26 protein-coding genes and 1 tRNA gene are annotated in these 26,233 nt (G+C 59.6%); 16 read left to right on the top strand and 11 right to left on the bottom strand.

Annotated elements, in window-relative coordinates; genetic code table 11:
- The first annotated feature begins 117 nt into the window (after positions 1 to 117).
- Both GF108_RS11870 and GF108_RS11875 read left to right on the top strand, forming a co-directional pair.
- Positions 118 to 900 (top strand): FCD domain-containing protein, encoded by a 783-nt coding sequence (locus GF108_RS11870; protein ID WP_153668087.1) that lies wholly within the window; start codon positions 118 to 120, stop codon positions 898 to 900.
- A complete protein-coding gene (locus GF108_RS11875; protein ID WP_153668088.1) occupies positions 897 to 1,649 on the top strand; it encodes a metallophosphoesterase in 753 nt (250 codons plus the stop codon). The genes GF108_RS11870 and GF108_RS11875 overlap by 4 nt, the downstream gene beginning before the upstream one ends.
- Here the strand turns inward: GF108_RS11875 and GF108_RS22200 are convergent.
- Both GF108_RS22200 and GF108_RS11880 read right to left on the bottom strand, forming a co-directional pair.
- A complete protein-coding gene (locus GF108_RS22200) occupies positions 1,622 to 1,762 on the bottom strand; it encodes a hypothetical protein (RefSeq protein ID WP_172982618.1) in 141 nt (46 codons plus the stop codon). The genes GF108_RS11875 and GF108_RS22200 overlap by 28 nt on opposite strands.
- A gap of 201 nt (positions 1,763 to 1,963) precedes the next feature.
- Entirely contained in the window at positions 1,964 to 2,668 is a 705-nt protein-coding gene (locus GF108_RS11880) for a type 1 glutamine amidotransferase (protein ID WP_153668274.1), read from the bottom strand.
- Between the two features lie 66 nt (positions 2,669 to 2,734).
- On the opposite strand from GF108_RS11880, the gene GF108_RS11885 reads away from it, so the two are divergent.
- Positions 2,735 to 3,340 carry a hypothetical protein gene (locus tag GF108_RS11885; RefSeq protein WP_153668089.1) on the top strand — a complete coding sequence of 202 codons (606 nt, stop codon included), beginning with the start codon at positions 2,735 to 2,737 and terminating at the stop codon, positions 3,338 to 3,340.
- On the opposite strand, the gene GF108_RS11890 is transcribed toward GF108_RS11885, so the two are convergent.
- Positions 3,324 to 4,235 carry a DMT family transporter gene (locus GF108_RS11890; RefSeq protein WP_153668090.1) on the bottom strand — a complete coding sequence of 304 codons (912 nt, stop codon included), beginning with the start codon at positions 4,233 to 4,235 and terminating at the stop codon, positions 3,324 to 3,326. The two genes, GF108_RS11885 and GF108_RS11890, sit on opposite strands and share 17 nt — an antisense overlap.
- A gap of 135 nt (positions 4,236 to 4,370) precedes the next feature.
- Between GF108_RS11890 and GF108_RS11895 the strand changes: the two genes are divergently transcribed.
- From GF108_RS11895 to GF108_RS11915, 5 genes are all read left to right on the top strand, one after another.
- Entirely contained in the window at positions 4,371 to 4,805 is a 435-nt protein-coding gene (locus GF108_RS11895; protein ID WP_153668091.1) for an Lrp/AsnC family transcriptional regulator, read from the top strand.
- A gap of 11 nt (positions 4,806 to 4,816) precedes the next feature.
- The gene (locus GF108_RS11900; protein ID WP_153668092.1) at positions 4,817 to 5,551 is read left to right on the top strand and encodes a 16S rRNA (uracil(1498)-N(3))-methyltransferase; all 735 of its coding nucleotides are present in this window, start codon (positions 4,817 to 4,819) and stop codon (positions 5,549 to 5,551) included.
- 105 nt (positions 5,552 to 5,656) lie between these two features.
- The gene (locus GF108_RS11905; protein WP_091949669.1) at positions 5,657 to 7,030 is read left to right on the top strand and encodes a glutamate--cysteine ligase; all 1,374 of its coding nucleotides are present in this window, start codon (positions 5,657 to 5,659) and stop codon (positions 7,028 to 7,030) included.
- A 12-nt stretch (positions 7,031 to 7,042) separates the two neighbouring features.
- Positions 7,043 to 7,786, top strand: a complete 744-nt coding sequence (locus tag GF108_RS11910; RefSeq protein WP_153668093.1) for an SDR family oxidoreductase — start codon at positions 7,043 to 7,045, stop codon at positions 7,784 to 7,786.
- A gap of 87 nt (positions 7,787 to 7,873) precedes the next feature.
- Positions 7,874 to 8,812 carry a phosphoribosylaminoimidazolesuccinocarboxamide synthase gene (locus tag GF108_RS11915; protein WP_153668094.1) on the top strand — a complete coding sequence of 313 codons (939 nt, stop codon included), beginning with the start codon at positions 7,874 to 7,876 and terminating at the stop codon, positions 8,810 to 8,812.
- 587 nt (positions 8,813 to 9,399) lie between these two features.
- Here GF108_RS11915 and GF108_RS11920 read toward each other — a convergent pair.
- Positions 9,400 to 9,642, bottom strand: coding sequence for a DUF1127 domain-containing protein (locus GF108_RS11920; protein WP_153668095.1), 243 nt, complete (start codon positions 9,640 to 9,642; stop codon positions 9,400 to 9,402).
- A 167-nt stretch (positions 9,643 to 9,809) separates the two neighbouring features.
- Here GF108_RS11920 and GF108_RS11925 point away from each other — a divergent pair, with 167 nt between their 5' ends.
- Both GF108_RS11925 and GF108_RS11930 read left to right on the top strand, forming a co-directional pair.
- The gene (locus GF108_RS11925) at positions 9,810 to 11,831 is read left to right on the top strand and encodes a BTAD domain-containing putative transcriptional regulator (RefSeq protein ID WP_370462142.1); all 2,022 of its coding nucleotides are present in this window, start codon (positions 9,810 to 9,812) and stop codon (positions 11,829 to 11,831) included.
- A gap of 120 nt (positions 11,832 to 11,951) precedes the next feature.
- Positions 11,952 to 12,983 carry a DUF937 domain-containing protein gene (locus tag GF108_RS11930; protein ID WP_153668096.1) on the top strand — a complete coding sequence of 344 codons (1,032 nt, stop codon included), beginning with the start codon at positions 11,952 to 11,954 and terminating at the stop codon, positions 12,981 to 12,983.
- Positions 12,984 to 13,092: 109 nt separating this feature from the next.
- Here the strand turns inward: GF108_RS11930 and GF108_RS11935 are convergent, their stop codons facing one another.
- On the bottom strand, positions 13,093 to 13,500 hold the full coding sequence (locus GF108_RS11935) for a DUF1127 domain-containing protein (RefSeq protein ID WP_153668097.1): 408 nt from the start codon (positions 13,498 to 13,500) through the stop codon (positions 13,093 to 13,095).
- A 79-nt stretch (positions 13,501 to 13,579) separates the two neighbouring features.
- Between GF108_RS11935 and GF108_RS11940 the strand changes: the two genes are divergently transcribed.
- The gene (locus tag GF108_RS11940) at positions 13,580 to 14,536 is read left to right on the top strand and encodes a LysR substrate-binding domain-containing protein (protein WP_027230241.1); all 957 of its coding nucleotides are present in this window, start codon (positions 13,580 to 13,582) and stop codon (positions 14,534 to 14,536) included.
- 8 nt (positions 14,537 to 14,544) lie between these two features.
- On the opposite strand, the gene GF108_RS11945 is transcribed toward GF108_RS11940, so the two are convergent.
- Entirely contained in the window at positions 14,545 to 15,135 is a 591-nt protein-coding gene (locus GF108_RS11945) for a DUF2585 domain-containing protein (RefSeq protein ID WP_153668098.1), read from the bottom strand.
- Between the two features lie 109 nt (positions 15,136 to 15,244).
- On the opposite strand from GF108_RS11945, the gene xseA reads away from it, so the two are divergent.
- Positions 15,245 to 16,831, top strand: coding sequence for an exodeoxyribonuclease VII large subunit (xseA, locus tag GF108_RS11950; protein ID WP_153668099.1), 1,587 nt, complete (start codon positions 15,245 to 15,247; stop codon positions 16,829 to 16,831).
- On the opposite strand, the gene GF108_RS11955 is transcribed toward xseA, so the two are convergent.
- From GF108_RS11955 to GF108_RS11965, 3 genes are read right to left on the bottom strand one after another with little or no spacing between them, the layout of a single operon-like run.
- On the bottom strand, positions 16,832 to 17,929 hold the full coding sequence (locus GF108_RS11955; RefSeq protein ID WP_370462143.1) for an ABC transporter substrate-binding protein: 1,098 nt from the start codon (positions 17,927 to 17,929) through the stop codon (positions 16,832 to 16,834).
- Positions 17,926 to 19,311, bottom strand: a complete 1,386-nt coding sequence (locus tag GF108_RS11960; protein WP_153668100.1) for a sensor histidine kinase — start codon at positions 19,309 to 19,311, stop codon at positions 17,926 to 17,928. The genes GF108_RS11955 and GF108_RS11960 overlap by 4 nt, the downstream gene beginning before the upstream one ends.
- Positions 19,301 to 19,978 carry a response regulator transcription factor gene (locus GF108_RS11965; protein WP_153668101.1) on the bottom strand — a complete coding sequence of 226 codons (678 nt, stop codon included), beginning with the start codon at positions 19,976 to 19,978 and terminating at the stop codon, positions 19,301 to 19,303. Before GF108_RS11965 ends, GF108_RS11960 begins: the two co-directional genes overlap by 11 nt.
- 195 nt (positions 19,979 to 20,173) lie before the next feature.
- Between GF108_RS11965 and GF108_RS22205 the strand changes: the two genes are divergently transcribed.
- The 3 genes from GF108_RS22205 (at position 20,174) to GF108_RS11975 (ending at position 21,835) form a co-directional block, all read left to right on the top strand.
- Positions 20,174 to 20,461, top strand: coding sequence for a hypothetical protein (locus GF108_RS22205; RefSeq protein WP_172982580.1), 288 nt, complete (start codon positions 20,174 to 20,176; stop codon positions 20,459 to 20,461).
- 79 nt (positions 20,462 to 20,540) lie between these two features.
- Positions 20,541 to 21,143 (top strand): hypothetical protein, encoded by a 603-nt coding sequence (locus GF108_RS11970; RefSeq protein WP_153668102.1) that lies wholly within the window; start codon positions 20,541 to 20,543, stop codon positions 21,141 to 21,143.
- Entirely contained in the window at positions 21,140 to 21,835 is a 696-nt protein-coding gene (locus tag GF108_RS11975) for a hypothetical protein (RefSeq protein WP_153668103.1), read from the top strand. Before GF108_RS11970 ends, GF108_RS11975 begins: the two co-directional genes overlap by 4 nt.
- 37 nt (positions 21,836 to 21,872) lie before the next feature.
- On the opposite strand, the gene GF108_RS11980 is transcribed toward GF108_RS11975, so the two are convergent.
- Together GF108_RS11980 and GF108_RS11985 are read right to left on the bottom strand one after the other, a co-directional pair.
- Positions 21,873 to 21,949 (bottom strand) — tRNA-His (locus GF108_RS11980).
- A gap of 222 nt (positions 21,950 to 22,171) precedes the next feature.
- Entirely contained in the window at positions 22,172 to 22,627 is a 456-nt protein-coding gene (locus GF108_RS11985; protein ID WP_027230249.1) for a phasin, read from the bottom strand.
- A gap of 303 nt (positions 22,628 to 22,930) precedes the next feature.
- Between GF108_RS11985 and GF108_RS11990 the strand changes: the two genes are divergently transcribed.
- Entirely contained in the window at positions 22,931 to 26,062 is a 3,132-nt protein-coding gene (locus GF108_RS11990; RefSeq protein WP_153668104.1) for a histidine kinase dimerization/phospho-acceptor domain-containing protein, read from the top strand.
- Positions 26,063 to 26,233: the final 171 nt, after the last annotated feature.

Genomic DNA, 26,233 nt, shown 5'->3' on the forward strand with positions numbered 1-26,233 from the left:
TGTCGTGGCTGCGGCAAATAAGACCCGGCCCTGCCAGCAATTGGATCATTGATTTGACCAGTTTCGATTTTTGCCGCTAGGCTGCGGATCGATATCTTTCTTGCGGACCCGCTATCCATGAGCAGCCCTATCTTCGCGCGCATCCAATCCTCTCGCACGGCCGATGATATTGTCGGCCAGATCGAAACGCTTATCCTCGAAGGCGTTTTGCGCGTCGGGGATCGCCTTCCCGGCGAGCGCGACCTTTCCGTGCAGTTTGACGTCTCGCGGCCGATCCTGCGCAACGCATTGAAACTCCTGGAGACTAAGGGCTTGCTTGTGACGCGGCATGGCGGCGGAACCTTCGTCGCCGATGTCATCGGCGAGGTGTTTTCCAAGCCGATGATGGATCTCATATCGAGCCACCGCAAGGCCGCCGCCGACTATCTCGAATACCGTCGCGACATCGAGAGCGTCGCTGCCGAATACGCCGCACGGCGCGCGACGGAGGATGACCGGCTCATGCTACATCGCATCATGACCGCGATGGAGGAAGCCTATAAGGCCAATGATTTCAAGCGGGAAGCCGAACTCGACGTCGAATTGCACAATGCCATCGGCGAATGCGCGCACAATATTATCCTGCTGCACACGCTGCGTTCCTGTTACCGGCTGCTCGCCGACGATGTCTTCTATAATCGTACGGTGATCTACGGTTTCCCCGGGGCGCGTGAGAAACTGCTGGATCAGCACAAGGCGATATTCGCGGCAATCATCAATTCAAATCCAACGGCGGCGCGCGCGGCAGTCGGGCAACATATAGACTTCATCGAGCAGGCACAGAGCGAAGCAGCGCGCAGCAGCGCCTGGCAAAACGTATCGCGCCTGCGCCGCAACCAGCGCGAGTCGGAACGCGGATGATCGGGTTCGACCAGGCGCGCGGGCCTGCAGGACTGCGCATCTATGCCATTGGCGACGTCCATGGCCGTTTCGATCTGCTGCAGGGGATGCACCGCCTGATCGCCAGGGAAAACGCCAAACAGCCGCCGCACGACTGGCTCGTCATCCACCTGGGCGACTATGTCGATCGCGGGCCGCAATCGCGAGAGGTGCTTGATCTGCTGGCGCGTGAGACGTTGCAGTCGCGCAATATGCTGGCACTTGCCGGCAATCACGATATCGGACTGCTGGACTTTCTTTCAACCGGCGATGCGTTCGGCGTTTTCGCTCATAATGGCGGACGGCAGACCGCTCTTTCTTACGGTGTCGATATCGATTTCGACGATGCGGTCTCGGTGCTTGAGGGGTGGAAAGAACTGGTTCGCGCCATACCCGATGCGCATAAGCAATTCCTGCGCGGGCTCAAGCGTTCGGTTGCCTTCGGCGATTTTTACTTCTGCCATGCCGGCATCCGCCCCGGCGTCGCGCTCGATCTGCAGAACGCCGATGACCTTATCTGGATACGCGGCGAATTCCTCAACAATCCAACGCTTCATCCAAAGGTCATCGTGCACGGCCACACGCCGGTCGATGACGCCGACATCCGGTCAAACCGCGTGAACCTCGATACCGGCGCCTTTGCCAGTAGCCGGCTCAGCGGCTTGATGATCGAAGAGGACAGGAAGCTGTTGCTGGAGGTGACTCAGCGCGACGACGTGCTTATGCCGTAACCATCGCTGGAGACGACACGCCCGCCGGCATCCACCGAGAAAAGACCTACGCCCATGAAAAGAATGGCTGAGAGCATTACGGCAGTCAAAAGTGCAGCACTCTTGGTGGTCATTTTAGGCGTTTCCATCGTTAGGGCGCGGCTTGATGCCGATTAGCCGTGGGGGCACTACAGGAAAGTTTGCTTACCAACTAGTGAATCGAAGACACGTTCCAAAGGAATCGCCAGTCACTATCCGATTCTGGATTTACCTGTTGCAGAGTTGCAACGAATCCGTGTGTCGCCTGCTACTTGCGAGGGAAGAAGAGGTCTTAATTATCGCTGGATCAGAGCGACCCAGGCGCGGGCCAGCGCCAGCCCGGCGGCATCCGCCGCCGCGCCATCGCGGGCAACATAGCTGTCGTAATTGTCGAGCCATCCCGGATAATTGGAAGCGATCTGGTCGTGGAAGACCCGCCGCCACTCCTCGACCAGAGTTGTATCCGCCTCGAAATGAAACTGAATGCCGTAGACCGCGCGGCCGATTCGAAATGCCTGGTTGGCGGTCACATCGCTCGATGCAAGGCGGATGGCATTTTCCGGGAGCGTGAACGTGTCGCTGTGCCAGTGGAAGATCGGAAAACGCACAGGTACTGATGCCAGCACCGGATCGGCTTCGCTCGCCTCGTTGCGAGTGACTTCGTGCCAGCCGAATTCCGGCGTGCGGCCGAGGATATTGTCAGCACCATAGCCGCGCGCGACCAACTGGCTGCCAAGGCAAATGCCGAGCACAGCCTTGTCAGCGTCACCGAAGCGCTTCGTCAATTGCGCCAGTTCCGGGAGGTATGGATGCGTGGCGTCGGCAAGCGCGTTCTGATCGCCTCCAAGTACCACCAGCGCATCGTGGCCCGAAGCGTCGGCCGGTAGAGCCTCGCCGAGATAGGCCTGGCGCATATCGACAGCAGCCCCCGCTTCGGCCAGCGCCCGTCCCACTTGCCCAAGCCCTGTATCCTGATAGTTCTGAACGACGAGAACGCGCATGATGCCTGCCCCAAACCCACGTGGATTGTCGGATAGCATGGCCCCGAACGAGTCGAAAGCCGTCAAATGACCCTGCAGAACCGAGTGACACCTTTTGGCGAGATTGTCGCGGCACCCTATCGCGGCACGATGATGGGCAATCGCGGCATCATCCATGATCCCGCAACGCGGACGTTGTTGAAGCGGCGCTGGACCAATCGCGCCTGGATCATTTGCGTCTGCAAGTTCAAGAACGTGCGCCGTCCCGTCATGGCGCGGCAAAGCTGGACGGAGCTGTTCTTTCTCGATGAGGCAACGGCGCTTTCCGCAGGGCACCGGCCATGTTTCTATTGCCAGCGCCAACGTGCCCTCGCCTTTCAGGCTGCCTGGGCGGAAGGCAATGGGGACCTCTTGAAGGCACCGGAGATAGATCGCGTCCTGCATGGTGAGCGGCTTAATCTTAAGAACGTCAAGGCGCTGCATCCAATCAGTGGCCCCGTGCGCGATCTTCCGGATGGAGCGATGATCGCTAGCGGCGACAACGCCTATCTCATGCGAAACGGGAATACGTATCGCTGGTCATGGCAGGGCTATGAGCCTGCCGAGCCGGATGGCGGCGCCATGCTGCTGACGCCTCCCTCCACAGTGCGGGCGCTGCGCGCAGGCTACCGGCCGCTCATGCACGGCTTCTGAGGTTCACGCCCCCGGGCGCACGCCGGCCGAAACTCCAGCCCAGGCTTGTTCCGGCAGCGGCGATCAGGATGGCGGCGGACCCCACCAATTGACTTGGCTGCAGCGCATGGCCGAATGCGATGTAGTCGACGAGGATCGCAGCGACCGGATAGATGAACGAGAGTGACCCGGTGATGTGAGTCGGCAATTTCTGGATCGCGCTATAGAGCAGGATGTACATGAGGCCGGTGTGAACGACGCCGATCGTCACGATACTCGCCCACTCCCCGGCGCTTTGCGGCAAGGCGCTGAAATCGGCGAGCGGGGCAAGCATAACGATGCCGACGCACACTTGAATCAGGGCGATTAGGTGTGGCGGCGTCCCCTTCAGCCGCTTGGCGACGATAGCCGCGATCGCATAAAGAAACGCAGCACCAAGCGCGAGACCGATCCCGGTCATATAGTCCGAACCGCTATAGGCGGCGCCGGGCTTGGCCTGGACGATCAGGAGCATTCCAGCGAAAGCGACAAGCAGCCAGAATAGCTTGGTGGCGGTGAGCTTTTCCTTGAAGATCAAGGCGCCGAGGCCAACGAGCATGAAAGGCTGGACATTATAGACAGTCGTGGCGATGGCGATGGAGGCGCGCGGATAAGCTGCAAACAGAAGCACCCAGTTGGCGACGATCGCCATGCCGCCAATGACGGCGAGTCCGAAGAGCTTGGGAGAAATTATATCTCGCCGCAACAGGCCAAGACCCGCGCAAACGGCGAACAGCGTCAGGGCACCGATGGCGCAACGCCAGAACACGATGGAAAATACCGGCTGGCCGGACATCAAGACAAACCAGCCAATCGTTCCCGAAATGATCATGGCGGCGGTCATTTCGACGCTGCCTCTGACGATATCCTTTTCCATGTCGTTGCTCCTTATGCTGCGAGACAAAGACTAGGCGGATGCGGCAACGTTTGCTATGTTTGAAGAAAGGCCAAGGACCAGCTTCTCCTTTTTAATGCAGGTTATTCGCGGTAAACACCTTACAGGTACATCGTCATGGACGAACTTGACCGAACAATCCTAGAAATCCTTATCGATGATGCACGCATCTCCCTGAAGGAACTCAGCCAGAAAGTCGGCCTGTCTTCGCCTAGTGTTTCCGAGCGGCTGCGCCGGCTCGAGGAAAAGAAGATCATTCGCTCGTTCACGGTTGACATCGATCCCGTGGCGCTCGGCTATGGATTGACGGCGATCGTCCGCATTCGCCCCCTGCCCGGCATGCTGCATATCGTCGAGCGCCTGCTCCAGGAAACGCCCGAAATCACAGAATGCGACAAGGTCACCGGGGATGATTGCTTCATCGGCAAGCTGCAGTTTCGCAGTATGGAGCAGCTTGATTCCATTCTTGACCGGATCGCGGAAAAAGCTGAAACCAACACCTCGATCGTCAAGTCGTCGCCGGTGAAGCGTCGCTTGCCACCTCTTTCCTGACCAGGTTCCGCATGCGCGCCAACTACAAGATGCAGAGACTCTACGTCACCGGTGATCTCGCCCATGCTGCACGCGTCGATGCGACACCCGATGCGGTCAACTACCTTGCCAATGTGCTTCGCATGAAGGATGGGGATGAGATTTTAGCCTTTAACGGGCGGGACGGCGAATGGCGGGTCGCCCTTCGGTTCGAAACGAAGAAAAAAATCGCGTTTGAACCGCTCGAAAGGACGCGCGACCAGCCGGCCACGCCTGATCTTGTCTATTGCTTCGCGCCACTGAAACAGGGACGGCTGGACTATCTCGTGCAAAAGGCCGTGGAGATGGGTGCGGGTATCCTGCAACCGGTCATCACCCAACATACGCAGGTTGCCCGCATCGGTATTGACCGTATCGAGGCGAACGCCATCGAGGCGGCAGAACAATGCGGCGTGCTGGCCATCCCTAAGACGCGTGAGCCGTTGAAGCTAGACAAGTTGCTTGATGGCTGGGAGCCTGGACGCCGCCTGATCTTTTGCGACGAAGGGCACGAGACGCATAATCCCTTGCCGCTGCTTCAATCCCTTCCCCGCGGACCGCTTGGAGTCCTCGTCGGACCGGAAGGCGGCTTCTCGGAACAGGAGCGCCTTGCCCTGCACAAACTCCCCTTCGTCACCGCGATACCGCTCGGCCCGCGCATCCTCAGGGCGGATACCGCAGCGGTGGCCGCTCTCGCCCTGATTCAGGCGACAATCGGCGATTGGTGAGATACAAATTCTCTTGATAAGACGATAAAAGAAATTCGCTTGCGCTCCTGCCTGAAAACGGCCAATCACGCGCAACCACCTCCATCCAAGCGGAAAGCACCGTCCATGGCGCGCGACACGACAGACGAAACACCGATCTCGAACACCGAAGAACTGGCTGACTATCTTGCCGCGGGATCAAAGCCGGAGTCTGCCTGGCGCATCGGCACGGAACACGAAAAGTTTCCGTTCTACACCGAAGACAACAGCCCGGTCCCCTATGATGGCCCGCGCGGTATTCGGGCGATTCTTGAAGGCATGCAATCGAAGCTCGGCTGGGAGCCGATCATCGACGAAGGCAATATCATCGGGCTCGTCGAGCCGACCGGACAGGGCGCGATTTCGCTCGAGCCCGGCGGGCAGTTCGAGCTTTCCGGCGCACCGCTGCTGTCGATCCACCAGACATGCCGGGAGTCCAATGCGCATCTCGCGCAGGTTCGGGAAATCGCCGAACCGCTCGGCATCCGCTTCCTTGGCCTTGGCGGCAGCCCGAAATGGACGCTGGCCGAGACGCCGCGCATGCCTAAGTCGCGCTACAACATCATGACCAACTATATGCCGAAGGTCGGCAAGGATGGTCTCAATATGATGTATCGTACCTGCACGATCCAGGTGAACCTCGATTTCGCCTCCGAGACCGATATGCGCCGCAAGATGCAGGTTTCCGTGAAACTGCAATCAATCGCGACAGCCCTCTTCGCCATGTCTCCGTTCACCGAAGGAAAGCCCAATGGGCTTCTCTCCTGGCGTTCCAATATCTGGCGCGACACGGACAACAACCGATCGGGCGTCTTGCCGTTCATTTTCAATGAAAATTTCGGCTTTGCGGACTATGTCGAATGGGCGCTCGACGTTCCGATGTATTTCGTCATGCGCCATGGCCGCTACCACGACTGCACTCATGTCACGTTCCGACAGTTCATGAACGGCGCGCTCAAGCACGAAATACCGGAAGGCACGCCCAACATGGGGGATTGGGCGAACCACCTTTCGACGCTTTTCCCGGAAGTTCGCCTCAAGCGCTTTCTTGAAATGCGCGGTGCAGATGGTGGTCCGTGGCGGCGCATTTGCGCCCTTCCCGCCTTCTGGGTCGGCCTGCTCTATGATGCGGAGGCATTGAACGCAGCCGAGGCGATGACGAAAGACTGGACCTATCCGGAAGTCCAGGCGCTGCGCGATGAGGTTCCGGCAAAGGGGCTTAATGCTACCCTCCGCAACCGGGCAGTGCGTGAGATTGCAACAGACGCACTTGCCATTTCGCGCCTCGGCCTCAAGAATCGCGCCCGTTTGAACAGCGAAGGTTTCGACGAAACACACTATCTCGCCTCGTTGGAAGAGGTCGTTGCGCGCGGAACGACCTCGGCCGAACAGATGCTCTCCCAGTATCACTCGGTCTGGGGCAGTTCGGTCGAACCCGCATTCCTGGAATATGCCTACTGAGGGATCTTTGACATGACCAAGACAATTCTCGTCACCGGCGGCAGCCGGGGCATCGGCCGCTCTACCGCAATTCTTGCCGGGCGACTGGGCTGGTCGGTCGCGGTCAACTATGCGGGTAACAAAGCGGCCGCCGACGAGGTCGTCGCGGCAATTGCAGATGCTGGCGGCAAAGCCAGGGCCATCCGGGGCGATGTCTCGGTCGAGGCCGACGTTGTTTCGATGTTCGAACAGGCAAGCGAACTCGGCACGCTCGACGGAGTGGTCGTCAATGCCGGAATCGTTGCCCCGGCCTCGAAGCTGATGGACATGGACACGGCACGCATGCGCCGCATCTTCGACGTCAACGTGCTTGGCGCCTATCTCTGCGCACGCGAGGCGGTGCGCCATCTTGCCCGCTCGCGCGGCGGCAATGGCGGATCGATCGTGCTGCTTTCCTCCGCCGCGGCCCGCATCGGCGGACCTAATGAATATGTCGATTACGCCGGTTCCAAAGGTGCAATGGATACGTTGACCATCGGACTTTCCAAGGAGGTCGGCCCCGAAGGCATACGCGTCAACGCCATCCGGCCGGGATTGATCGAGACAGAAATTCACGCAAGTGGCGGCCAGCCCGACCGAGCCCAGCGCCTCGGCGTGACGGCGCCGCTCGGCCGCGCCGGCACTGCGGATGAGGTTGGCGAGGCGATCGTCTGGCTTTTGAGCGACGCGTCATCCTATGTGACAGGGTCGCTTCTCGACGTCACCGGCGGCCGGTAAATCTTCTTTACCCGACAATTTTGACTCGCCACCTCCCGCATATGTGTTATGCGGGACGATATCGTTTTTCAGCGGAATTCTGACACCATGGCAAAGTTCAAAGCGTTGGCGGAAGCCTATATTCCCGAATTGCCCAACTACTACCGCGGCAAGGTGCGCGAGAATTATGACCTCGCCGATGGCCGGCGCATCATCATTGCCACCGACCGCATCAGCGCCTTTGACCGCATTCTTGCGGCGATCCCTCTCAAGGGCCAGGTGCTGACGCAGACTGCGCGCTACCAGTTCGAGCAGACCGCCGATATCTGCCCCAATCATGTAATCGAGTATCCGGATCCGAATGTGCTCGTCTGCCGCAAGCTGACGATCCTGCCGGTCGAAATCGTGGTGCGCGGTTATCTCGCCGGCACCACCGGCACGTCGATCCTGACGCTTTACAAAGCCGGAAAGCGCGAAATGTACGGCTTCACTTTGCCAGACGGCATGCAGGACAATCAGAAGCTTCCAGCGCCGATCATTACGCCGACATCAAAGGCGTTCGACGGCGGGCACGACGAGCCTCTGACAGCCGAGGCGATCCTCTCTGAAGGGCTTCTCACGCAAGACCAGTGGGAGACCGTCTCCAGCCACGCGCTCAAGCTGTTCGCCCGCGGCCAGGAAATCGCTGCCGGCCGGGGCCTGATCCTCGCCGACACCAAATACGAGTTCGGCATGGATGAAGCGGGCAATATTCTGCTCGCCGATGAAATCCACACGCCCGATTCCAGCCGCTACTGGTTTGCCGACAGCTATGCGCCAGGCAAGCGGCCCGTAAGCTTCGACAAGGATTTCGTACGCAACTGGGTGGTCGAACGCTGCGATCCCTACAAGGACGATATCCCGGAAATCCCGGAAGACGTGATCGACGCGACCACCAAGGTCTACATCCACGCTTACGAAACGATCACCAACAGGACTTTCGACCCCGGCAGCGCCGATGTCGATCCGCTCGAGCGTATTCGCGGTAATCTGACGCGGTTCTTTTGATATAATCGAAAGGCTTCCCATTATCGAACCCCGCATCAGTTTGTCCCTGATGCGGGGTTTAGTTCGTTAATGGTTAGAAATTGCTTTTTGATCGTTGGGCGTCTGAAGCGCCGGATCCAACGCGAAGCCGGCGTTTCTGGAATGGTCCGCTGAGCCAACGTTGCCAACCGACACGTTGATTACATTTTGATTGTGCATTCCCATCGCACCAGCGAGACGAAAGCCTCGTCCTACAAGCCAATTGTAGTGCATTTTGTTATAAATGAACGGAAATATAAGCAAGCTAATTCCGAGTGTAAATAAATTGACGACGAACATGATTATAAAGCCAACAATATGAACAAAGCAGGAAATGGTCCGAAGAACAAGCAAGTCCACGAAAATCCCTGAAACGCCATCGCCGTGCGATGGCTGGCAGGGTCAATTACTTGAAATTTATAAGCCATTGGCAAAGTTCCTAAAAATGTTTTCAATAAATTTTTGTATACTTAAAGAAAAAAGCAATCACCGATAACTTCGATACCCGAAGCATACCGGGATCGGATATCATAGAATAATCCCTCGCATCAAATACTTCGAGATCCAAGTTATCGCATAGACATCAGATTGGTGATCAGACCCGCCTTGATATCGAGCGCCGGGTGATTGGCCTGCGGCAGACCCATGTCGTTTAATTGTTCGGGCGTCAGTTCGGCGAGAACTCTCCGGGCTACGATGGCCTGCCTCCGCGTCCTGAAAGCAGCAATCGCTGTTGCAACGATGTTGAGCTTCGTCCCCCATACCTGCGTTTCAGTCGGGGCGCGGCCGATGTGGGTTTCCGTGTGAGCCATTTTTTCAATCTCCCTTTTTGCATGTTTGCAGATGGGAGTGTGTCACCGGCGCGCTTTGCGGCTGTTCGGCGGCGCGTGAAAGAGGCGCGCAATCGCGCTAAATCGCTGTTAAATCCTGTCATCGGAATGTTATTCTGCGAATGCGGTCAATAAACTGGAGATGATCTGTGCGCATCAGGTTGCTGGGCGGCCTCGAAGTTACTTCCCCGGATGACCGGCAAGTCCGCTTCACAACGCGCAAGACTTCGCTTCTATTCGCCGCCCTCGTCCTCGCTGGCCGCCGCGGCCATCGCCGCGACCAGCTATCTGAACTCTTCTGGCCGGGACGAGCCGACGGGCAAGCCCGCAACAGCTTGCGGCAGGCGCTTGTCGACATCCGGCGGTCTTTCCCGCCTGGAGAGCATGCCACCACCTATATCGACGGAGACCAGGATTCTGTCGCCCTGATCGTCGATCCCGACCAAACGGACATCTCTATGTTCGACCTCAAATTGCAATCGGACCGCCCTTCGGAACTTGCGATTGCCGCGGAACTTTACCGCGGGGAGATGCTTGCGGGGCAAGCCCTTCCGGATGGCATGGACGAATGGTTCGGACCCCACAGAAACAAATACGAGCAGAAGGCGCAACAGCTGGTGGAACGGCTCAGTCTTGCGTTGTCTCAGCCTGGCTCCCCGGAAGAGACCGCCTGCGAAGGGCTTGCGGAAAGACTGCTCGCGTCGGACCCGACCGCTGAGGCTGCGCATCGAGCACTGATGCGGATACATACGCTGCGCGGCCACGAAAACGCGGCTTTACGCCAGTTTGAATTATGCAAGGCCCTGTTGAAGAAGCACCTCGGTGCAGAACCAGAGGCGCAAACGACCGCGCTTGCGGGTTCCTTGCACGCGGGCAAGGCCGCCAACGAACATCCACTGACCCCACCCGAGGCTAACGCTGCCACTGGACCTAAGCCGCCGGCGCCGGTCGTTGCGACTCCGCTTCACGACCGCCCGTCGGTTGCTGTCTTGCCCTTCCAGAATCTCAGCGGAGACCCGGAGCAGGAATATTTTGCCGACGGCATCGTCGAAGACATCACGATCGCCCTCGCCCAGTTCCGCCATCTCTATGTTATCGCACGCAATTCCAGCTTTACGTACAAGGGGAAGGCCGTCGACATAACGCAGGTCGGACGCGAGCTTGGCGTGCGCTATGTGGTTGAAGGCAGCGTGCGGCGGACAGGCGACCGGTTGCGCATTGCCGGGCAGTTGATCGATACAGCGACGGGCGCTCACCTTTGGGCCGATCGTTTTGACGGGACCTTGGCGGACGTTTTCGATCTGCAGGACCAGGTCGCCGCAAGCATCGTGGGCGCCATTACACCCAAGGTCGAGGAGGCCGAAATCGAGCGCTCCAAGCGCAAGCCGACAGAAAGTCTTGACGCCTATGACTACTACCTGCGTGGGCTCGCGGCATTTGACCGGACGATCACAAACAGGGCGTCCCTTGAGGAGGCCCTGCGCCTTTTCATGCAGGCAATCGAGCGCGACCCGGAGTTCGCCGTAGCTTATGCGCGGGCGGCGCGCTGCTATGCGACCCGAAAGAGCAATGGCTGGATGATCGACCGCGCGGAGGAAACCGCCGAGGCGACCGGGCTTGCCCGGCGGGCGGTCGAACTTGGCTGGGATGACGCGATTGCGCTTTCCTATGGCGGATATGTTCTTGGCTATGTCAGCGGTGATCTTGACGCCAGTGCGGCATGCATCGAGCGGGCGCTCGTTCTCAACCCGAATCTGGCCGCCGCCGTTGGCGTCAGCAGCTGGGTCAAGATTTGCTTGGGCGAGCCGGAAGCGGCGATCGAGCACGCCTCGCTTGCCATGCGCCTTAGCCCGTTCGATCCGCGCCTGTTTGCCTGGCAGTTCAATGTCGGGCTCGCGCATTTTTGTGCCGGCCGCTATGACGAGGCCGCCGCCTGGGCGGGAAAGTCGATGCGGCACCAGCCCAATTACCCGAGTGCAATGCGCGTCGCGGCTGCCGGCCTCGCCAAGGCGGGGCGGATTGCCGAAGCGCGGGAAATGGTTGCTCGCCTTTGCGCATTCGATCCGACACTGCGTATTTCAAACCTCGCCGAGATACTGCCGCCGTTCCGGCGCCCAGATGATCGCGACAGGTATATAGAGGCACTGCGCATTGGCGGGTTGCCCGACTAGGGCGCAGCAGGCGCTACTCCACGACGAAGGTCGCTCGGTCGAACACGAATAAAGCATTGGAGTCTGTCCTTTGGCGGCGCTAAGCTCTGCCCCAGCCCAGTGCGAAGGAGGATCGCCGCCATGAATCTCGTAGACATGTTTCTAAAGGGACAAGGGGGCCAGAATATCGAGGCGCTATCCCGTCAGTTCAACCTGTCCCAACAGCAGACCGTCGCTGCCATCCAAGCGCTGATGCCGGCATTTTCGCAAGGCCTGCAGCGGAATGCCGCCGATCCGATGGGCTTCGGCGCTTTCATTCAGGCACTTTCCGCCGGCCAGCACACTAATTATTTCGACAATCCGCAGGCCGCCTTCAATTCGTCCGGCGTCGCCAATGGCAATAATATTCTTGGCCAGCTATTTGGCTCAAAAGACTTGTCGCGCGCTGTCGCCGACCATGCGGCGCAGATGACAGGACTTGGCGCGGAAACGCTCAGGCAGATGCTGCCGGTCATCGCTTCGATGATGATGGGTGGACTTTATAATAAATCAACCGGCCAGTTCGCAGCTTCAGGGCTTGGCGGCGGCAATGTCATCGGCGATCTAATCGAGCAGATGATGCGGCAGGGTGGGGCCGCCATGGGCGGAGGTCAGCCGGCTCCCAATCGCCAGAGCGCCCCCGACGCCTCGGCAAATCCCTGGGGCCAGATCCTGGAAGGCATGTTCGGCGGCGGTGCGGCCAGTCAGCAGGGGCAAGGACAATCGGCCAATCCGCTTGGAAACAATCCGCTCGGCCAGATATTCGAAGAGATGATGAAGGGTGGCCTCCCGGGTGCCGCCCAGCAGGCACCGACACCACGCAGCCACGCGCCGCAAGACGATGGAAGCGAGGATACCGCACAGGGGCAAAATCCTTTTGGCGACAATCCGCTCGGCAAGATTTTCGAGGAGATGCTGGGCGGCGGCGCCCCGCGCGGCACGCCACCGCCGCAACCGCAGGCAAGGCAGCGGCAGGCGCAGCCGGATCCCGATGCGCCGGCGCCGTCCGACAACCCGCTGAAAGACATACTCGGCCAGATGTTCGACACCGGCCGCCAGGCGAACGACCAGTACCAGAAGGGGCTTGAGTCGATATTCGACCAATATCTGCGCGGCATGGATCGTAGCCGCTAAAAGAAAAAGCCCGGCCACGTTGCAGATGCAAGGTGGGCCGGGCAGTAGGCAGGCGAGGCGCCGGGAGGGGATTCCGGCGTGAATGGGCGCCTGCTAACCAGTCAGGTCCTCAGACGATGCTGCGGGCGGCGCGCACGCGTGTGCGCATGTCAGCCAGCGCACCCAAGCGTTCGCTTGGATCATCGAGCAATGAGGTACCAATAGCCGAATGCAGATCAGCTCGGGTGACACCGATGTCGTGCAGCATCTCGTCACTCCATTCGCCAAGGCTCAAAATCGTTTTACGATTGCGGCGAGCGACGAGCATACGGGTGACAAAGTTGGCCACTTGCGACGCAAATCCTGCGGTCGGGCGGGTGGAACCGGTTACTTCAGTCAATCTGGTCGTCGTCGTCATCGCCGTTACTCCTTTGGTGGCGCTGATCAAGAAAGTTGAACCGCGCAGGAACCATTCCCACGCATCACGCTTGGCCTCTATCGTTGCCAGCGCTTCCTGAACATCCTCAGAATGATCCATAAGAATTGATTATTCAAACGAATGTTTTTAATGTAAACGTTCAATAATAATGATGGATGAGCCGCCTGGGAGCACGACCATGAACGCACCGCTCGATCTTGACCAGTTGCAGACATTTACAGCAATCGCCGACCTTGGCAGCTTCACCAAAGCCGCCGACAAGGTGAACAAGACACAGTCCGCGGTCTCGATGCAGATGCGCCGCCTCGAAGAACGGGTCGCAAAGGCGCTGTTCGAACGGGATGGGCGCACGAACCGGCTGACCGAGGACGGCGAGCGCCTCCTCGCCTATGCGCGGCGCATGCTGCAGCTCAACAATGAAACCATCGCCGCTTTTGATGATACGCAGTTGCAGGGTCACATCCGCATTGGCACGCCTGACGACTATGCCGATCGCTTCCTGCCCGAAATCATGGCGCGTTTCTCGCGCTCCAACCCGCGGGTCGAACTGTCCGTCGTGTGCGAGCCCACCGTCAATCTCGACGAGATGATCCGCAAGGGTCAGCTCGATATTGCACTTGTCACCCAGTGCGACGAACAGCGGCGATCGGAAGTGGTGCGCAGCGAGCAATTACTTTGGGTAACGTCCGCGCATCACAATGTCCATGAAGAGCTGGTTTTGCCGCTCGCAGTCGGCCGGCCGACCTGCATCTGGCGTGCTGCCGCCATCGACGTTCTCGACCGGATGAACCACGACTACCGCATCCTCTTTACCAGCTGGTCGGCAACCGTGCTGGCGGCAGCCGTACTTGCGGGCCTTGCCGTGTCCATCCTGCCGGAATGCGCCTTGCGTCCAGGCATGCGCGTCCTGACCGAGGCCGATGGTTTCGGCCGGTTGCCGGAGTTCGGCATCGGCATCATGCGCGGGCATACCAAGCCCTCGGCGATCGTAGATGCGCTGGCACAGCATATCGTCGAGAGCCTCGACAACCTGTCGATGCCGACGCCGGTCACGTTGACGCAGGCAGCGGCTCCGATCCTTGCGAACCAGCGACTGCGCCAGGTGCGCGCCACGGAACTCGCGCCGGGCTGGTAAGTAGACGCTTACATTGCGCCTTGCCAGGCTTTTACCGCATCCAGGGGATAAAGCAGCATCAAGACGTTGAGCGTAAGGTTGTCGCGGATCACCCAGGCAGCCAGAAGCTCGAAGAAGATCGCCAAAACCACGGTCAGCCAGATGGGCGCGCGGGCCGCAAAAAAGAAGCCGATGACCATGAACAGGATGTCGGACACGGAATTCAGGACACTGTCGCCGACGTAGCCGAGAGCAATCGTGGCCTCGCGATAGCGATTGATCACCATGTCGGTGTTCTCGAATATCTCCCAGGACGCTTCGATCAGAATTGCGATCAAGAGCCGCGCCCCAATCGGCGTCCTGCGGGCGACAAGCCAAAGCATACCGTAGAACAGGAAGCCGTGGATGATGTGCGACAGTGTGTACCAATCGGCGATGTGCTGCGAATTGTCAGACGAGTTCGTCTCGCCCACCCACAGCTTTATTGTACCGCAGGTACAGATCGGATTGCGGCCCATCCACAAAAGGATCGCGGCAGCTGCAGCGATCATCAGCGCTCCGATCAACAGATAATGGCGCAATTTCAGGCGCTTGGCGGTAAGGGAGGCTGTTGCTGACATGACGATTCCTTTTTTCCCAAGTTAAAGGCGATATCGCGTCGGCTGACAATGGCGCAATCGATGGTTGGGCGAGACTTGACCTTGTTTCTGGCCCCGATAGTTATACGTCATGAGCGAAGTGCCCGAATCTGCCACCAATGCCGCCGAATATACCGTCTCGGAAATATCCGGCGCGCTCAAGCGCACCGTTGAAGATGCTTTCGGCCATGTGCGCGTGCGCGGGGAGATTTCCGGCTATCGTGGACCGCATTCGTCCGGCCATGCCTATTTTTCGCTGAAGGATGACAAGGCCCGAATCGAGGCGGTGATCTGGCGCAGTTCCATGAACCGCCTTCGCTTCCAGCCGGAAGAGGGCATGGAAGTCATCGCCACCGGCAAGTTGACCACCTACCCGGGTTCATCCAAATACCAGATCGTCATCGAGCAGATGGAGCCAGCGGGTGCCGGCGCGCTGATGGCGCTTCTCGAAGAGCGCAAGCGCAGGCTCGGCGCAGAAGGCCTCTTCGATGCTTCGGCGAAGCGGGCCCTCCCCTTCATGCCGCGCATCATCGGCGTCGTTACTTCACCGACGGGCGCGGTCATTCGCGATATCATCCACCGGATCACCGACCGTTTCCCATTGCACGTCCTGGTCTGGCCGGTCCGCGTGCAGGGCGAGACCTCCGGCATGGAAGTTGCCAATGCGATCAACGGCTTCAACGGGTTGGACGGCGGCGCCCTGCCCCGCCCTGATGTGCTTATCGTCGCGCGCGGCGGCGGCAGCCTTGAAGACCTTTGGGGGTTCAACGATGAAGCCGTGGTGCGTGCGGTCGCGGCATCGCGCATTCCGGTGATTTCGGCGGTCGGGCACGAAACCGACTGGACGTTGATCGACCTTGCCGCGGATGTGCGGGCGCCGACGCCGACAGGCGCGGCGGAGATGGCCGTGCCGGTAAAGGCAGACCTTGCGGCGCACATCGCCATGATGGGTGCGCGGCTCGCCTCAAGCATGTCGCGCTATTTGAACCGCCGCCGCGAAACGCAGCGCGCCCTTTCGCGGGCGTTGCCGTCGGCGGATCAATTGCTGGCTTTGCCGCGACGGCATTTCGACGAGACCGCCGCGCGTCTTTCCCGCGCGCTCCAGGCGAACACCCAAGGGAAACGCGCTCATTTCGACGGGCGGGCCCGGCAATTGTCACCGCGCCTGCTCCAACACAGATTGCGCGAAAAGCGGCGCGAGACCGGCATACTTGCTGTTCGTTTGCCGCGTGCACTCGATGTCTTCGTGCGTGATCTTCGGGCGCTCTATCACCGACGGACTGGCCGCCTTTCGATCGAAGCGACCGGGCGCCGGACGGAGCGCGGACGCCAGCATCTGCAGCAACTGGACCGGCGGCTTGGTCAATCGATCGATCTTCGGCTAGACCGCGCCAACCGGAAAAGCTTTGAACTCGAACGACTGATGCGCACGCTATCGCATGCAAGCGTACTGGAACGCGGCTTCGCGATTGTGCTCGACCCCTCAGGTGCTCCGATAAAGCGGGCACTGGACATTGCCGGTGGCGATGACCTCACACTACGGTTTCAGGATGGCGACGTTCAGGCCGTAGCGACGGAGGCAAGCGAGCGCCCGGCCAAGTCGAAATCAGAACGCCCTGCCCCTGCCCCGGCCAAGAAGCCGCCAGTGCCAAGCGGCTCGCAAGGGTCGCTTTTCTGACTATTCCCGCGTCCAGTCAGGACTATTGAGCTCGATCAGTGACCGTGACCAATCGTCGATAAATTGCTGGCGCTGGGCGCGATCCTGCACCGCAAGCAGTGCCGGGCCGATGCGGATCGGCTGGGCGATGCCGGACTCCTTCATATTTTGCGGCCCGTCGACATCGGGCGGCAGCCCACCGGTTTCGGTAAAATAGAAGGCGTTGCTGCGCGCGATTGCCTGCCCGCGTTCGGAAAGCAAGAAATCAAGGAATTGTGCGCCGAGTTCGGCCTGTTTGGCTGCTTTCGGGATGAGCGCGCCACGGCTTAGAACCAGCGTATAATCGCGCGGCACGACGATGCGCAGTTGCGGATGGCGCAGGGCCGCCTCATAGGCATAGGGCCCCAGCATGTTGTAGCCGATATAGAGATTGCCCTTGGCGACTTCCTCGATGATTTCGCCGGTGCAGCAACGCGCCACCGCCGCAGCACGCGCCATGCTCTCGAGCAGCCGGCCAAAAACGGTGGTCGTCTGACGCGCATCGTTGAAAGCAAGAAGATAGCCGATACCCGACAAGCGAATATCATAGGTGCCGACACGCCCGCGATAGTAATCGAGTCGTTCACGCAAAAGGTCCGCGAGTTCGACGTGGGTGCGCGGTACTTCATTGGCTGGAACCAAACGGTTGTTGTAGACGAAAACGGCCGGTTCATAGGTAAAGCCGAAAACCTCGTCGCGCCAATTCGCCCATTCGGCGACCCTTGCCGTTTCCGGTGACCGGTGGGCCGTCGCACAGCCGTCATTGGCAAGCTTGACCAATTGATCCACGGAGGAAGACAGGAGTAGATCGCCAAGCGGCTCGCCCTTGCGGCAGGCCTCGCTCGCAAGCGAATTCAGCTCATTGGTCAGATATTCGATATAGTTGATGGTGATGCCCGGCGACGATTTCTGGAAATCCTCGATCAATGGTTTCATCGCCACGAGATCGGTGGTCGAATAGATCGTCAAACGGCCTGTCTCCACGCCGCTTGCCGGAAACACAGTCTTGTCGTCGTCCGCAGCTTTCGCAAGCGAGACGCTGAAGGCGACGACGAGGGTTGCGAGGATTATCCGGATCACGATGTACCACACTTCAGGAGCGGAAGCGCAAGTATCACCGTAAATCCCCTTTCGTCGCGCGCGCGGAAGCTCAATGTACCGCCGTGGGCCTTGGCAACTTCAAGTGCAATGGCAAAGCCGAGCCCCGAACTTCCTTCGTGTGACTTGGAGGTAGCAAAGCGCTGCGTCGCCTTTTCCCAGCCTTCCGGGGGAATGCCCGGCCCGTCATCCTCGACCTCGACGAAAGCCTCGTCATCGTTTGCGCGAACGCGCACTTCCAGGCGGTGTTTGGCGCCATGCCGCAAGGCGTTGTCGATGACATTGACGATCGCTTCGCGCAGGCTCACCGCGTCGCCAAGGACGAATGGACGCTCGTCGGGGGCTTCGAAGGAGATGACGATATCCGGATCGACGGTGATCGGAATGGCGGCGCGATAGGCGCGCCGCGCCACATCAACCAGGCTGATCGGCTCAAGTTGTACAGAATCCGCCCGGTGAATGACCATGGCGTGGCTCAGCAACTGATTGGTAAGGCGTGCCAGTTCCCCCGCGCGCTCCTGCACGCGTTCGTAGTGCTGACGCCCGGCCTTGTCGAGTTTGTGGCCGCCAAGGAGGTCGATCTGCGCCGAAAGCGCTGTCAGCGGGGTGCGGATCTGATGTGCGGCATCAGCGATGAAGCGCTGCAAGAGATCGACACGCTCATTAAGACGACCCATGAAGTGATTGATCGACCCGACGAAAGGATCGAGTTCACGCGGAACATCGACGGTCACGGGTGTCAAATCATGCGGATCACGCCGCCGCACCGCCGTGCCGAGATGTTCGACGGGCTGCAGCGCATAACGAATTGCCAGCATCGCGCCGACGAAGGCGAGGAGGCTCATGACGAGCACGAGAATGGTCGCGCGCAGCGTCAATTCCCGAGTCAGCGCCGAGCGGGCCTCGTTTGTCTGCGCAACAATGACAAAAGCCTCGCCTGACACAGCGGGGTCCGCAAGGACGCGCTTGGCACTGGCAATGCGGACGGGCTCGCCCTTGTAGAACCCCTCTTGCGCGTTCGATACGTCTTCGATGCGATCGAGCGGAACCGGGCTTTCGAGGTCGTCATAACCGGTCAGCGTCTCACCATGCGTATTGATGACGCGGTAGAAAATCCGGTCGCGTTCGGCAAGGCCGAGAAGCTCGAAGGCCGAGGTCGGCAGGCGCACCGTCAATATTCCGTCCTCGACAGCAAGACTCTCGGACATCTGAAGTGCGGCGCCGACGAGGAGGCGGTCGTAGGCCTTGTTGGCAGCCGTTTCCGCATAGTACCAGGCGGCGGTCACCAGCAAGGCCGCGCCGATGCCGAGAACGACGGAAATACGCCGGGCAAGTCGGGCAAAAAGCGACGGTTCACGGCGCATCGTCGGAGACCAGTTGATAGCCGAGGCCGCGCACAGTCACAATGCGCGCCTTTGCGCCCTCAAGCTTCTTGCGCAACCGTCCGACATAGAGCTCGATTGCATTGGCATTGGCAGCTTCATCGAACCCGAAAATCTGATCGAGCAACTCATCCTTGCTGAAAACGCGGCCAGGACGCGCCACGAGCACTTCCAGCAAGGTCAATTCGCGGCGTTTGAGTTGAACTTCGCGCTTGCCGACATGGACGGAGCGCGCGGCCCGATCGACGGCGATATCGCCGCATTTGATGAGATTGGTCGCCTCCCCGCCGGTGCGCCTGCGCATAAGAACGCGCGCACGCGCTTCGAGCTCACGAAAATCGAAAGGCTTGACCAGATAGTCATCGGCGCCGAGATCAAGTGCACCAACGCGATCGTCGATTTCGGAGCGTGCGGTCAGGACAAGGACCGGCACCGCATTGCCGGACTTGCGGATATGCTTGAGAATCTCGAAGCCGTTCATACCGGGCAGCATCACGTCGAGGATAACCAGCGCATAGTCCGTGAAGTCGATGATCTCAGCTGCGTCGCGCCCATTGGTTTCCCAATCGACCGCATGGCCGGTCGCCTCAAAACGCTTGCAGATGGCTTCCCCCACATCGCGCGTGTCTTCTACGAGCAATATACGCATGGCGCTTTCATTGGCACGAAACACGAGTGCCAGCAAACATTATGACGAAGCGGTGAACTGTCCCATCGGTGTAGCCCGATAGAGCAACATGCATTCCCCAAATTGCGGTCCATAATGACGGGGCTCGGATGCTGCTTCTGATGGAGGTCTTGAGGGACAGGCTTTCACCGGATCATCCGTCAACTGGAGGGGATCATGGGAAAGACATCCGACGAACATTCACGTCAATCACATCTGTCGCGCCGCGTGTTGATCATCGCTGGCGCAATCCTCGCATGTGCCTATGCCGTCGAGATCACTGCCGCTAAGGGCGGAGGCGGTGGCGGAGGTGGTGGTGGGGGCGGCGGAGGCGGCGGCAAAGGCGGCGGCGGTGGCTCTGGAGGCGGAAAAGGCGGCAGCGGCGGAAACAGTGGCAAGGGACGTGGCCACGACGGCGACCCATGCACGACCGGCCAAGGTAGCACGCCCTCCGGTTCGTGCTGACTGCACGCATGAAACGTCACACGCTCGCAGGTTTTGACAATTAGGTTTGCTGCGTGTTTCCGGCGAAGGGTCCGAAGATTTGGACAAACTGAACGAGAAAATACTGGAAGTCATCGCGGCAACGGCACCGCTTGTGCTGGCCTACTTCGCGGGCATTGCTTATTTATCGGCCTACCTCGCAAAGTTTTCGATCTCAGTGCACGAGGTCGATCTGCCGATTCCAATCGTGCTTTCTTATTCCTTCAACGTGTTTTCCAATCCGGTTTTTCTCCTTGCATCGATCGGACTGGCGATTGTGGCGCTGCTCGCACTAAGTGATGCCAAACTAAAGTGCGTGGTCGCCACGCGAAGCGGTCTCGCAGTCATAATGATCATCGGGGTTTTTGTGGCGGGATTGCTGATCAACAAGATCGCACAGGTTGCGGCGGATCAGCGTAGCGAGAAGGTCTTGAGCGGAGACACGGCCTGGGTAAGCTTCAAGGCGCCCTTCTCCAAATATGAATTTGAAATGTCAGCGAGTACCGCGCTTCGCTTTGAACGATGCAAAACGGGGCTGCTGCACATCCTTACGACAGACAAATACACCTACGCCGTATGCCGGGCGACGCCCACGGAGGGCTTGCTTCTGGTCCAATCGAACGACGGGACTGGTTTTTTGCCATTAAGGGAGTTCAAGCTATGAAGACCGTACTCCTTGCGATCTCGACATTCGCTTTCCTTGGTACGAGCGCCTTGGCGCAGGACAACATCGCGGGCAAGGATTGGGAGACATTTTTCTCCACCTATAAAGCCGGGACCTTTGCTGCCATAGGAAAACGCAAGTTCGGCGTTCACACCGAGGGCAACCTCGAACGCGGCTACTACTTCGAAACCAGCGCGACCACCGTGCAATTTTTCATCTGCCCGTCCGGACCGTCGATACCGTTGGAGGTCACCAAGATTGCGCCCGAATCCACGGACGAATGTTCCGTTCCGGGCCGGCCAATCCCGCCCATATCGATCGGCCTCGCGGCCAAGTGGACGTACGATGCTGATAAATCCGGATTCATTGTGACCAGCGCCAACCAGCCATCGGTCCTTACGTTCCCTTGCAAGGACACCTCGTCCAAGATGCTCGCTGCCGTCAAACTGGCTCAATCCAAGGACTACGGCGTCGTTGCCGACGCCAATGATGACTATTCCAAGCTTGTGGCAAAATACCTGAACTTCGATTTGAAGAACTTGGCGGCGGATGAAACCGGGGCCGCTCCTTCAGAAACCGACTGCGCGCAAGCCGGTGATTTCTGGACTTATCCAATCGGCGAAACGGTTCAGAACGCGCAACGCAAAACCTTGGCGGTAACGAAAATCGAACCGAGTTTTGGCGACAAGTGAGACAGATTTCTCAGCAACAGTGTCTTTGGAGGGGGAATGGTACGGTCGGGTGGGCTCGAACCACCGACCTCAGGAGCCACAATCCTGCGCTCTAACCAACTGAGCTACGACCGCGTACCGTCATGATTTTTGACAGGCGTCACATACGGAGGATTGACGCTTTTTGCAAGCGCTCGATGCAACAAAGGCAAAAACTCACAGAAAAAAGAAAAGGCCGGAGTTTAATCCGGCCTTTTCCATCAATGCGAGACCCCGAGGGAGGGAGGGACCGGGTCTCGCGTCTCCGATGGCTGGGAGGAGGAGTGCCAACGGAGCTTTTTGATTGTCAGTAGCCTGTTAGGCGACCTTGACGTCCTTGAAGGCCTTCTCGACAGCCGACTTGACCGGCGCTGCGATTTCTTCAGCGGCCTTGGTGGCGACAGCCTGAAATTCCTTGGCCTGGCCGGTAAAGGCTTCTGCCTGCTTGCGAACGAATGCGCTCTGCAGTTCGATCACTTCACCAAAGGACTTCACGCCGATCAGCGCTTCGATATGAGCGAAGCTGGCTTCGGTGTTGGCGCGCAGGGCAGCCAGTGCCTTCAGCGAAAGAGCAGCAGTGTTCGACTGTGCAGTTTCGAAAGTGGATTCGAGGGTCTTCTGAGCAGCTTCGGCCTGATCCTTGATCTTGGCATAAGCTTCCTTGGACTGGGCAACGCCCTTCTCGGTGAATTCGCGAACCTGGTCGGTTACAGCGGTGGCATCGAAAGCAGGGATCGAGAACGCATCAGCAGTCTGTTTGGTGGTCTTGCTCATTACAGTGGATCCTTCCTTGTGCAGATGGTTCTTCCGTCTGCATCTGATTTGATGACCCCGATATAATCCATTTTTTTGTGCATTGCAACATTTCTTTTGCAGCGCACAATTAAATGCCTGTTTTCTCAATCGAAATTAGTATGTGGATGGCTGCCCGGCCCGGCCCGAAGTTAACTAAACCAAGAGAAAGGCATGTAAGATAAGGGGCTGCGAGTGGACGGGCGGCGGCCGCACCATTATTAACAAAGTATTAAGACGGCCGCATGAATGCGATCGTTCGCTCTGGGAGTAGCTGGTCGGCACATGGCGTTTGGTACCTATCCTTTCATCGACATTGCAGTTCTCGACGATATTCGCGAGCACTTTGCCAATGGCGATGCGCTGGTGGTCGTCGCGCCTGACCTCGGCTCGATCATCTGGGCGAACGGTCCCGGGGCTGCGATGCTGGGATATGGCTCCATCGACGACATCCTCGGCAGCGATCAGGTTTTTGACGTGCGCGCACGGCGCCAGTTAATGGCGCTCGAAGGTTTTCCGGCAATCGGCCGTGGGCGTATCGTTTCCCTGCGCGTCGCGCATGGTCTCGCCAGCCGCATCCTCACCTTTCAGGCAAGCGACATCGCCCTGCCGCGCGGGGAACGCGCCATTTTGTTGACCGTCAACGATGGCGATCGCAAAGGTTCGGATCAACAGGCTGCTACCCGGGCGATCCAGGGCTTCGGCGACCAGACGACCCACGCCGCCATACTCGACGCCGCCGGCAAGGTCATGGCCGCCTCGGAGCATTTCGTGAGGCTTGGCCTCGGTGAACGCGTACTCGGCGATCTGGTGCGTGATGTGCGCCACGAACGCAATCGTCTCGTGAAGCGTCCCGTCAAGACCGCGAGCGGTATCGTTCCGACTGGAATTGCGCGGCTGACAGACAGCCCTGCCCTGCACCTGCTTTTTGCCGTCGAGGCGGAGGCAGGGTCGATCGATGAGGAAAACCCGGCCGGGCAACGCCAAGCCGTGGAGCAAAAGTCGCTGCCCCTGATCGAGGCTGGCCCAGTTCCAGCAACCAAGTCGGCCGGGCCTGCGCCCGATCATCCGCAGACAGACGCTTCCAGTGCGTCACGCGATGAAGATACAGTCGATTCGGGTGAGGCGGAACGCTTCCGCTACGCACCCTCCGATGCGCCGGTGCGCTTCGTCTGGAAGGTCGATGCCGATGCGCGCTTCAATGAAATCTCCCCCGAACTCGCAAGGGCCGTCGGCCCTGCCTCTGCCGCCATCGTCGGCCGGTCGTTCCGCGAGGTTGCCTCCGACTACGCCTTTGCCGAGAGCGAGGAAATCGCTTCATTGCTCGAACGCCGCGACACCTGGTCCGGCCGTACCGTATTCTGGCCGATCGAGGGAACGGACCTGCGCGCGCCGATCGAGCTCGCGGCACTTCCGATCTATTCGCGCGATCGAACCTTCATGGGGTTTCGCGGGTTTGGCGTCGCCCGGATGAGCGAAACCGAAGCGGACCCGAGAGCAACGGGCCTTGCGCTCGGCAATCGCGCCGGTCCGGCGGAAACGCAAGCCGTCGAGGTCTCTCCCGCTGAGGATTTCGGCCGCGACACTCCCATCCTCGAAATTACGCCAAGTGCTGGCGATAATGTCATCGCCTTGAATACGCAGCGCCCGCCCCGCAATGAGGGCCGCCTCAACGACGCCGAACGCAATGCCTTCCGGGAGATCGCCGAGCGGCTGCGCCGCGAAGTACTGGCTGAAGCGCCTCGGCCAAAGGACGAAACCCACGAACCAGTTGCTGCAGTCGATGTCGCACCTCGGCAGAGCGAATCCTTCGCCGCTGCCGACATGGTGCCCGACGCCGAACTCGTCGGGCCCGGATTTGCCATCTCGTCGCGCGGGGATGATGCCGTCGAGGTTGCGGGGCATGGCGGTACATTTGCCGGGCGGATCAGCGAACAGGCCCGCAAGGGGGTCGATACCTCCATCCTGGCAGCCCTGCCCCTGCCGGTTCTTATCCACCGCAACGGGCAAATCCTCTACGCCAATCCGGCGCTTCTCGATGCGCTGGCCTACGGGACGCTGGAGGCGATCAACGACGCCGGCGGCCTTGGCGCACTCTTTGCCGATGCGCCTCAGGAAGCTGACGATGGCGACGAGGCGGGTACATCCCTGCACCGCAGCGACGGTACGATCTTGCGCGTTGCGGCGCACCTTCAGGCCGTGCGCTGGGACGACGACGGCGAGCGCGCACTTCTCCTTGCGCTCTCGCCGCAACCGGCCGCTGCGCCGGGCGTCATTGGCGAGGACGACCGGCTCGAACTTCAGACGCGCATCGATGAACTCGATGCCATTCTCGACACCGCCACCGACGGCGTGGTCCTGCTCGACGCGGCGGGTTCGATTCGCTCGATCAACCATTCGGCGGCGGCGCTTTTCGGCTATGAGCCCGAGGATGTGTCGGGAAAACCCTTCTCGCTGCTCTTTGCAATCGAGAGCCAGCGCGCCGCGATGGATTATCTGAACAGCCTCTCGGAGAACGGCGTCGCAAGCCTCCTCAATGACGGCCGCGAGGTTATCGGCCGCGAGAGCCAGGGCCGGTTCATTCCGCTGTTCATGACCATCGGCAAGCTCGATGTCTCGAAGGGCTATTGCGCGGTGCTGCGTGACATCACCCATTGGAAGCGGGCAGAAGAAGAGCTGGTTAGCGCCAGACGCGAAGCCGAGCGAACGTCGAGCCAGAAGAGCGAGTTTCTTGCCCGCATCAGCCATGAAATCCGCACGCCGCTCAACGCGATCATCGGCTTTTCAGAGCTGATGGCCGACGAAAAATTCGGGCCCATCGGCAGCGAGCGCTACCGCGATTACCTGAAGGATATCAGCCGGTCGGGCAACCATGTGCTCTCGCTTGTCAACGATCTCCTCGATATTTCCAAGATCGAGGCCGGGGCTGTCGAGATGGACTTCGAGGCCGTGTCGCTCAACGATGCGCTGACCGAAGCCGTCGCTATCATGCAGCCCCAGGCGAACCGGGAGCGCGTCATCATCCGCTCGAGCCTGACGTCGCGCCTTCCCGATATCGTGGCCGACCATCGGTCCATCACGCAGATCGCACTCAACCTCTTGTCGAACGCCGTCCGTTTTACCGGTCCGGGTGGGCAAGTCATCGTTTCGACGAGCTATGAGGCCAGCGGGGACGTACTGCTGCGTGTTCGCGACACTGGCATCGGCATGACACGGCAGGAGGTCGAGCAGGCGCTGCGGCCCTACAAGCAGATTACCACGCCGCGCCACGCGCGCACCGACGGTACCGGGCTCGGCCTGCCATTGACCAAGGCCATGGCCGAAGCAAACCGCGCCAATTTCAGCATCGAGTCGACGCCCGGGCGCGGCACGATGGTCGAGATCACCTTCCCTTCGACACGGGTGCTGGCCGAATAGCGCCGGGCTGGGTCTTGTCGGCCTTTTGCGGCAACGACGCGTACGGCAGGTGACTCTTTGATTCTTAACCTCTCCGCCGTCAACGCGGGCAACGCCCCAGGATCCACTCTTGTGATGCTGCTGTCTCGTTGGCTCAGCCACGGTTGGTTATGGATCCTCGGGACAAGGCCC

This window comes from Phyllobacterium sp. SYP-B3895 (assembly GCF_009647635.1).
GTDB classification, from domain to species: Bacteria; Pseudomonadota; Alphaproteobacteria; order Rhizobiales; family Rhizobiaceae; genus Phyllobacterium; species Phyllobacterium pellucidum.

What these genes read in the sequence shown, in the direction of transcription:
- GF108_RS11905 (WP_091949669.1), top strand. Translation starts at nt 5,657, where the DNA reads ATGGCGCGCGACACGACAGACGAAACACCGATCTCGAACACCGAAGAA.
- GF108_RS11965 (WP_153668101.1), bottom strand. Translation starts at nt 19,978, where the DNA reads ATGCGTATATTGCTCGTAGAAGACACGCGCGATGTGGGGGAAGCCATC.
- GF108_RS11890 (WP_153668090.1), bottom strand. Translation starts at nt 4,235, where the DNA reads ATGGAAAAGGATATCGTCAGAGGCAGCGTCGAAATGACCGCCGCCATG.
- GF108_RS11920 (WP_153668095.1), bottom strand. Translation starts at nt 9,642, where the DNA reads ATGGCTCACACGGAAACCCACATCGGCCGCGCCCCGACTGAAACGCAG.
- GF108_RS11960 (WP_153668100.1), bottom strand. Translation starts at nt 19,311, where the DNA reads ATGCGCCGTGAACCGTCGCTTTTTGCCCGACTTGCCCGGCGTATTTCC.
- GF108_RS11895 (WP_153668091.1), top strand. Translation starts at nt 4,371, where the DNA reads ATGGACGAACTTGACCGAACAATCCTAGAAATCCTTATCGATGATGCA.
- GF108_RS11945 (WP_153668098.1), bottom strand. Translation starts at nt 15,135, where the DNA reads ATGTCAGCAACAGCCTCCCTTACCGCCAAGCGCCTGAAATTGCGCCAT.
- GF108_RS11880 (WP_153668274.1), bottom strand. Translation starts at nt 2,668, where the DNA reads ATGCGCGTTCTCGTCGTTCAGAACTATCAGGATACAGGGCTTGGGCAA.
- GF108_RS11875 (WP_153668088.1), top strand. Translation starts at nt 897, where the DNA reads ATGATCGGGTTCGACCAGGCGCGCGGGCCTGCAGGACTGCGCATCTAT.
- GF108_RS22205 (WP_172982580.1), top strand. Translation starts at nt 20,174, where the DNA reads ATGGGAAAGACATCCGACGAACATTCACGTCAATCACATCTGTCGCGC.
- GF108_RS22200 (WP_172982618.1), bottom strand. Translation starts at nt 1,762, where the DNA reads ATGACCACCAAGAGTGCTGCACTTTTGACTGCCGTAATGCTCTCAGCC.
- GF108_RS11930 (WP_153668096.1), top strand. Translation starts at nt 11,952, where the DNA reads ATGAATCTCGTAGACATGTTTCTAAAGGGACAAGGGGGCCAGAATATC.
- GF108_RS11985 (WP_027230249.1), bottom strand. Translation starts at nt 22,627, where the DNA reads ATGAGCAAGACCACCAAACAGACTGCTGATGCGTTCTCGATCCCTGCT.
- GF108_RS11990 (WP_153668104.1), top strand. Translation starts at nt 22,931, where the DNA reads ATGGCGTTTGGTACCTATCCTTTCATCGACATTGCAGTTCTCGACGAT.
- GF108_RS11885 (WP_153668089.1), top strand. Translation starts at nt 2,735, where the DNA reads ATGACCCTGCAGAACCGAGTGACACCTTTTGGCGAGATTGTCGCGGCA.
- GF108_RS11940 (WP_027230241.1), top strand. Translation starts at nt 13,580, where the DNA reads ATGAACGCACCGCTCGATCTTGACCAGTTGCAGACATTTACAGCAATC.
- GF108_RS11900 (WP_153668092.1), top strand. Translation starts at nt 4,817, where the DNA reads ATGCGCGCCAACTACAAGATGCAGAGACTCTACGTCACCGGTGATCTC.
- GF108_RS11915 (WP_153668094.1), top strand. Translation starts at nt 7,874, where the DNA reads ATGGCAAAGTTCAAAGCGTTGGCGGAAGCCTATATTCCCGAATTGCCC.
- GF108_RS11910 (WP_153668093.1), top strand. Translation starts at nt 7,043, where the DNA reads ATGACCAAGACAATTCTCGTCACCGGCGGCAGCCGGGGCATCGGCCGC.
- xseA (WP_153668099.1), top strand. Translation starts at nt 15,245, where the DNA reads ATGAGCGAAGTGCCCGAATCTGCCACCAATGCCGCCGAATATACCGTC.
- GF108_RS11870 (WP_153668087.1), top strand. Translation starts at nt 118, where the DNA reads ATGAGCAGCCCTATCTTCGCGCGCATCCAATCCTCTCGCACGGCCGAT.
- GF108_RS11975 (WP_153668103.1), top strand. Translation starts at nt 21,140, where the DNA reads ATGAAGACCGTACTCCTTGCGATCTCGACATTCGCTTTCCTTGGTACG.
- GF108_RS11935 (WP_153668097.1), bottom strand. Translation starts at nt 13,500, where the DNA reads ATGGATCATTCTGAGGATGTTCAGGAAGCGCTGGCAACGATAGAGGCC.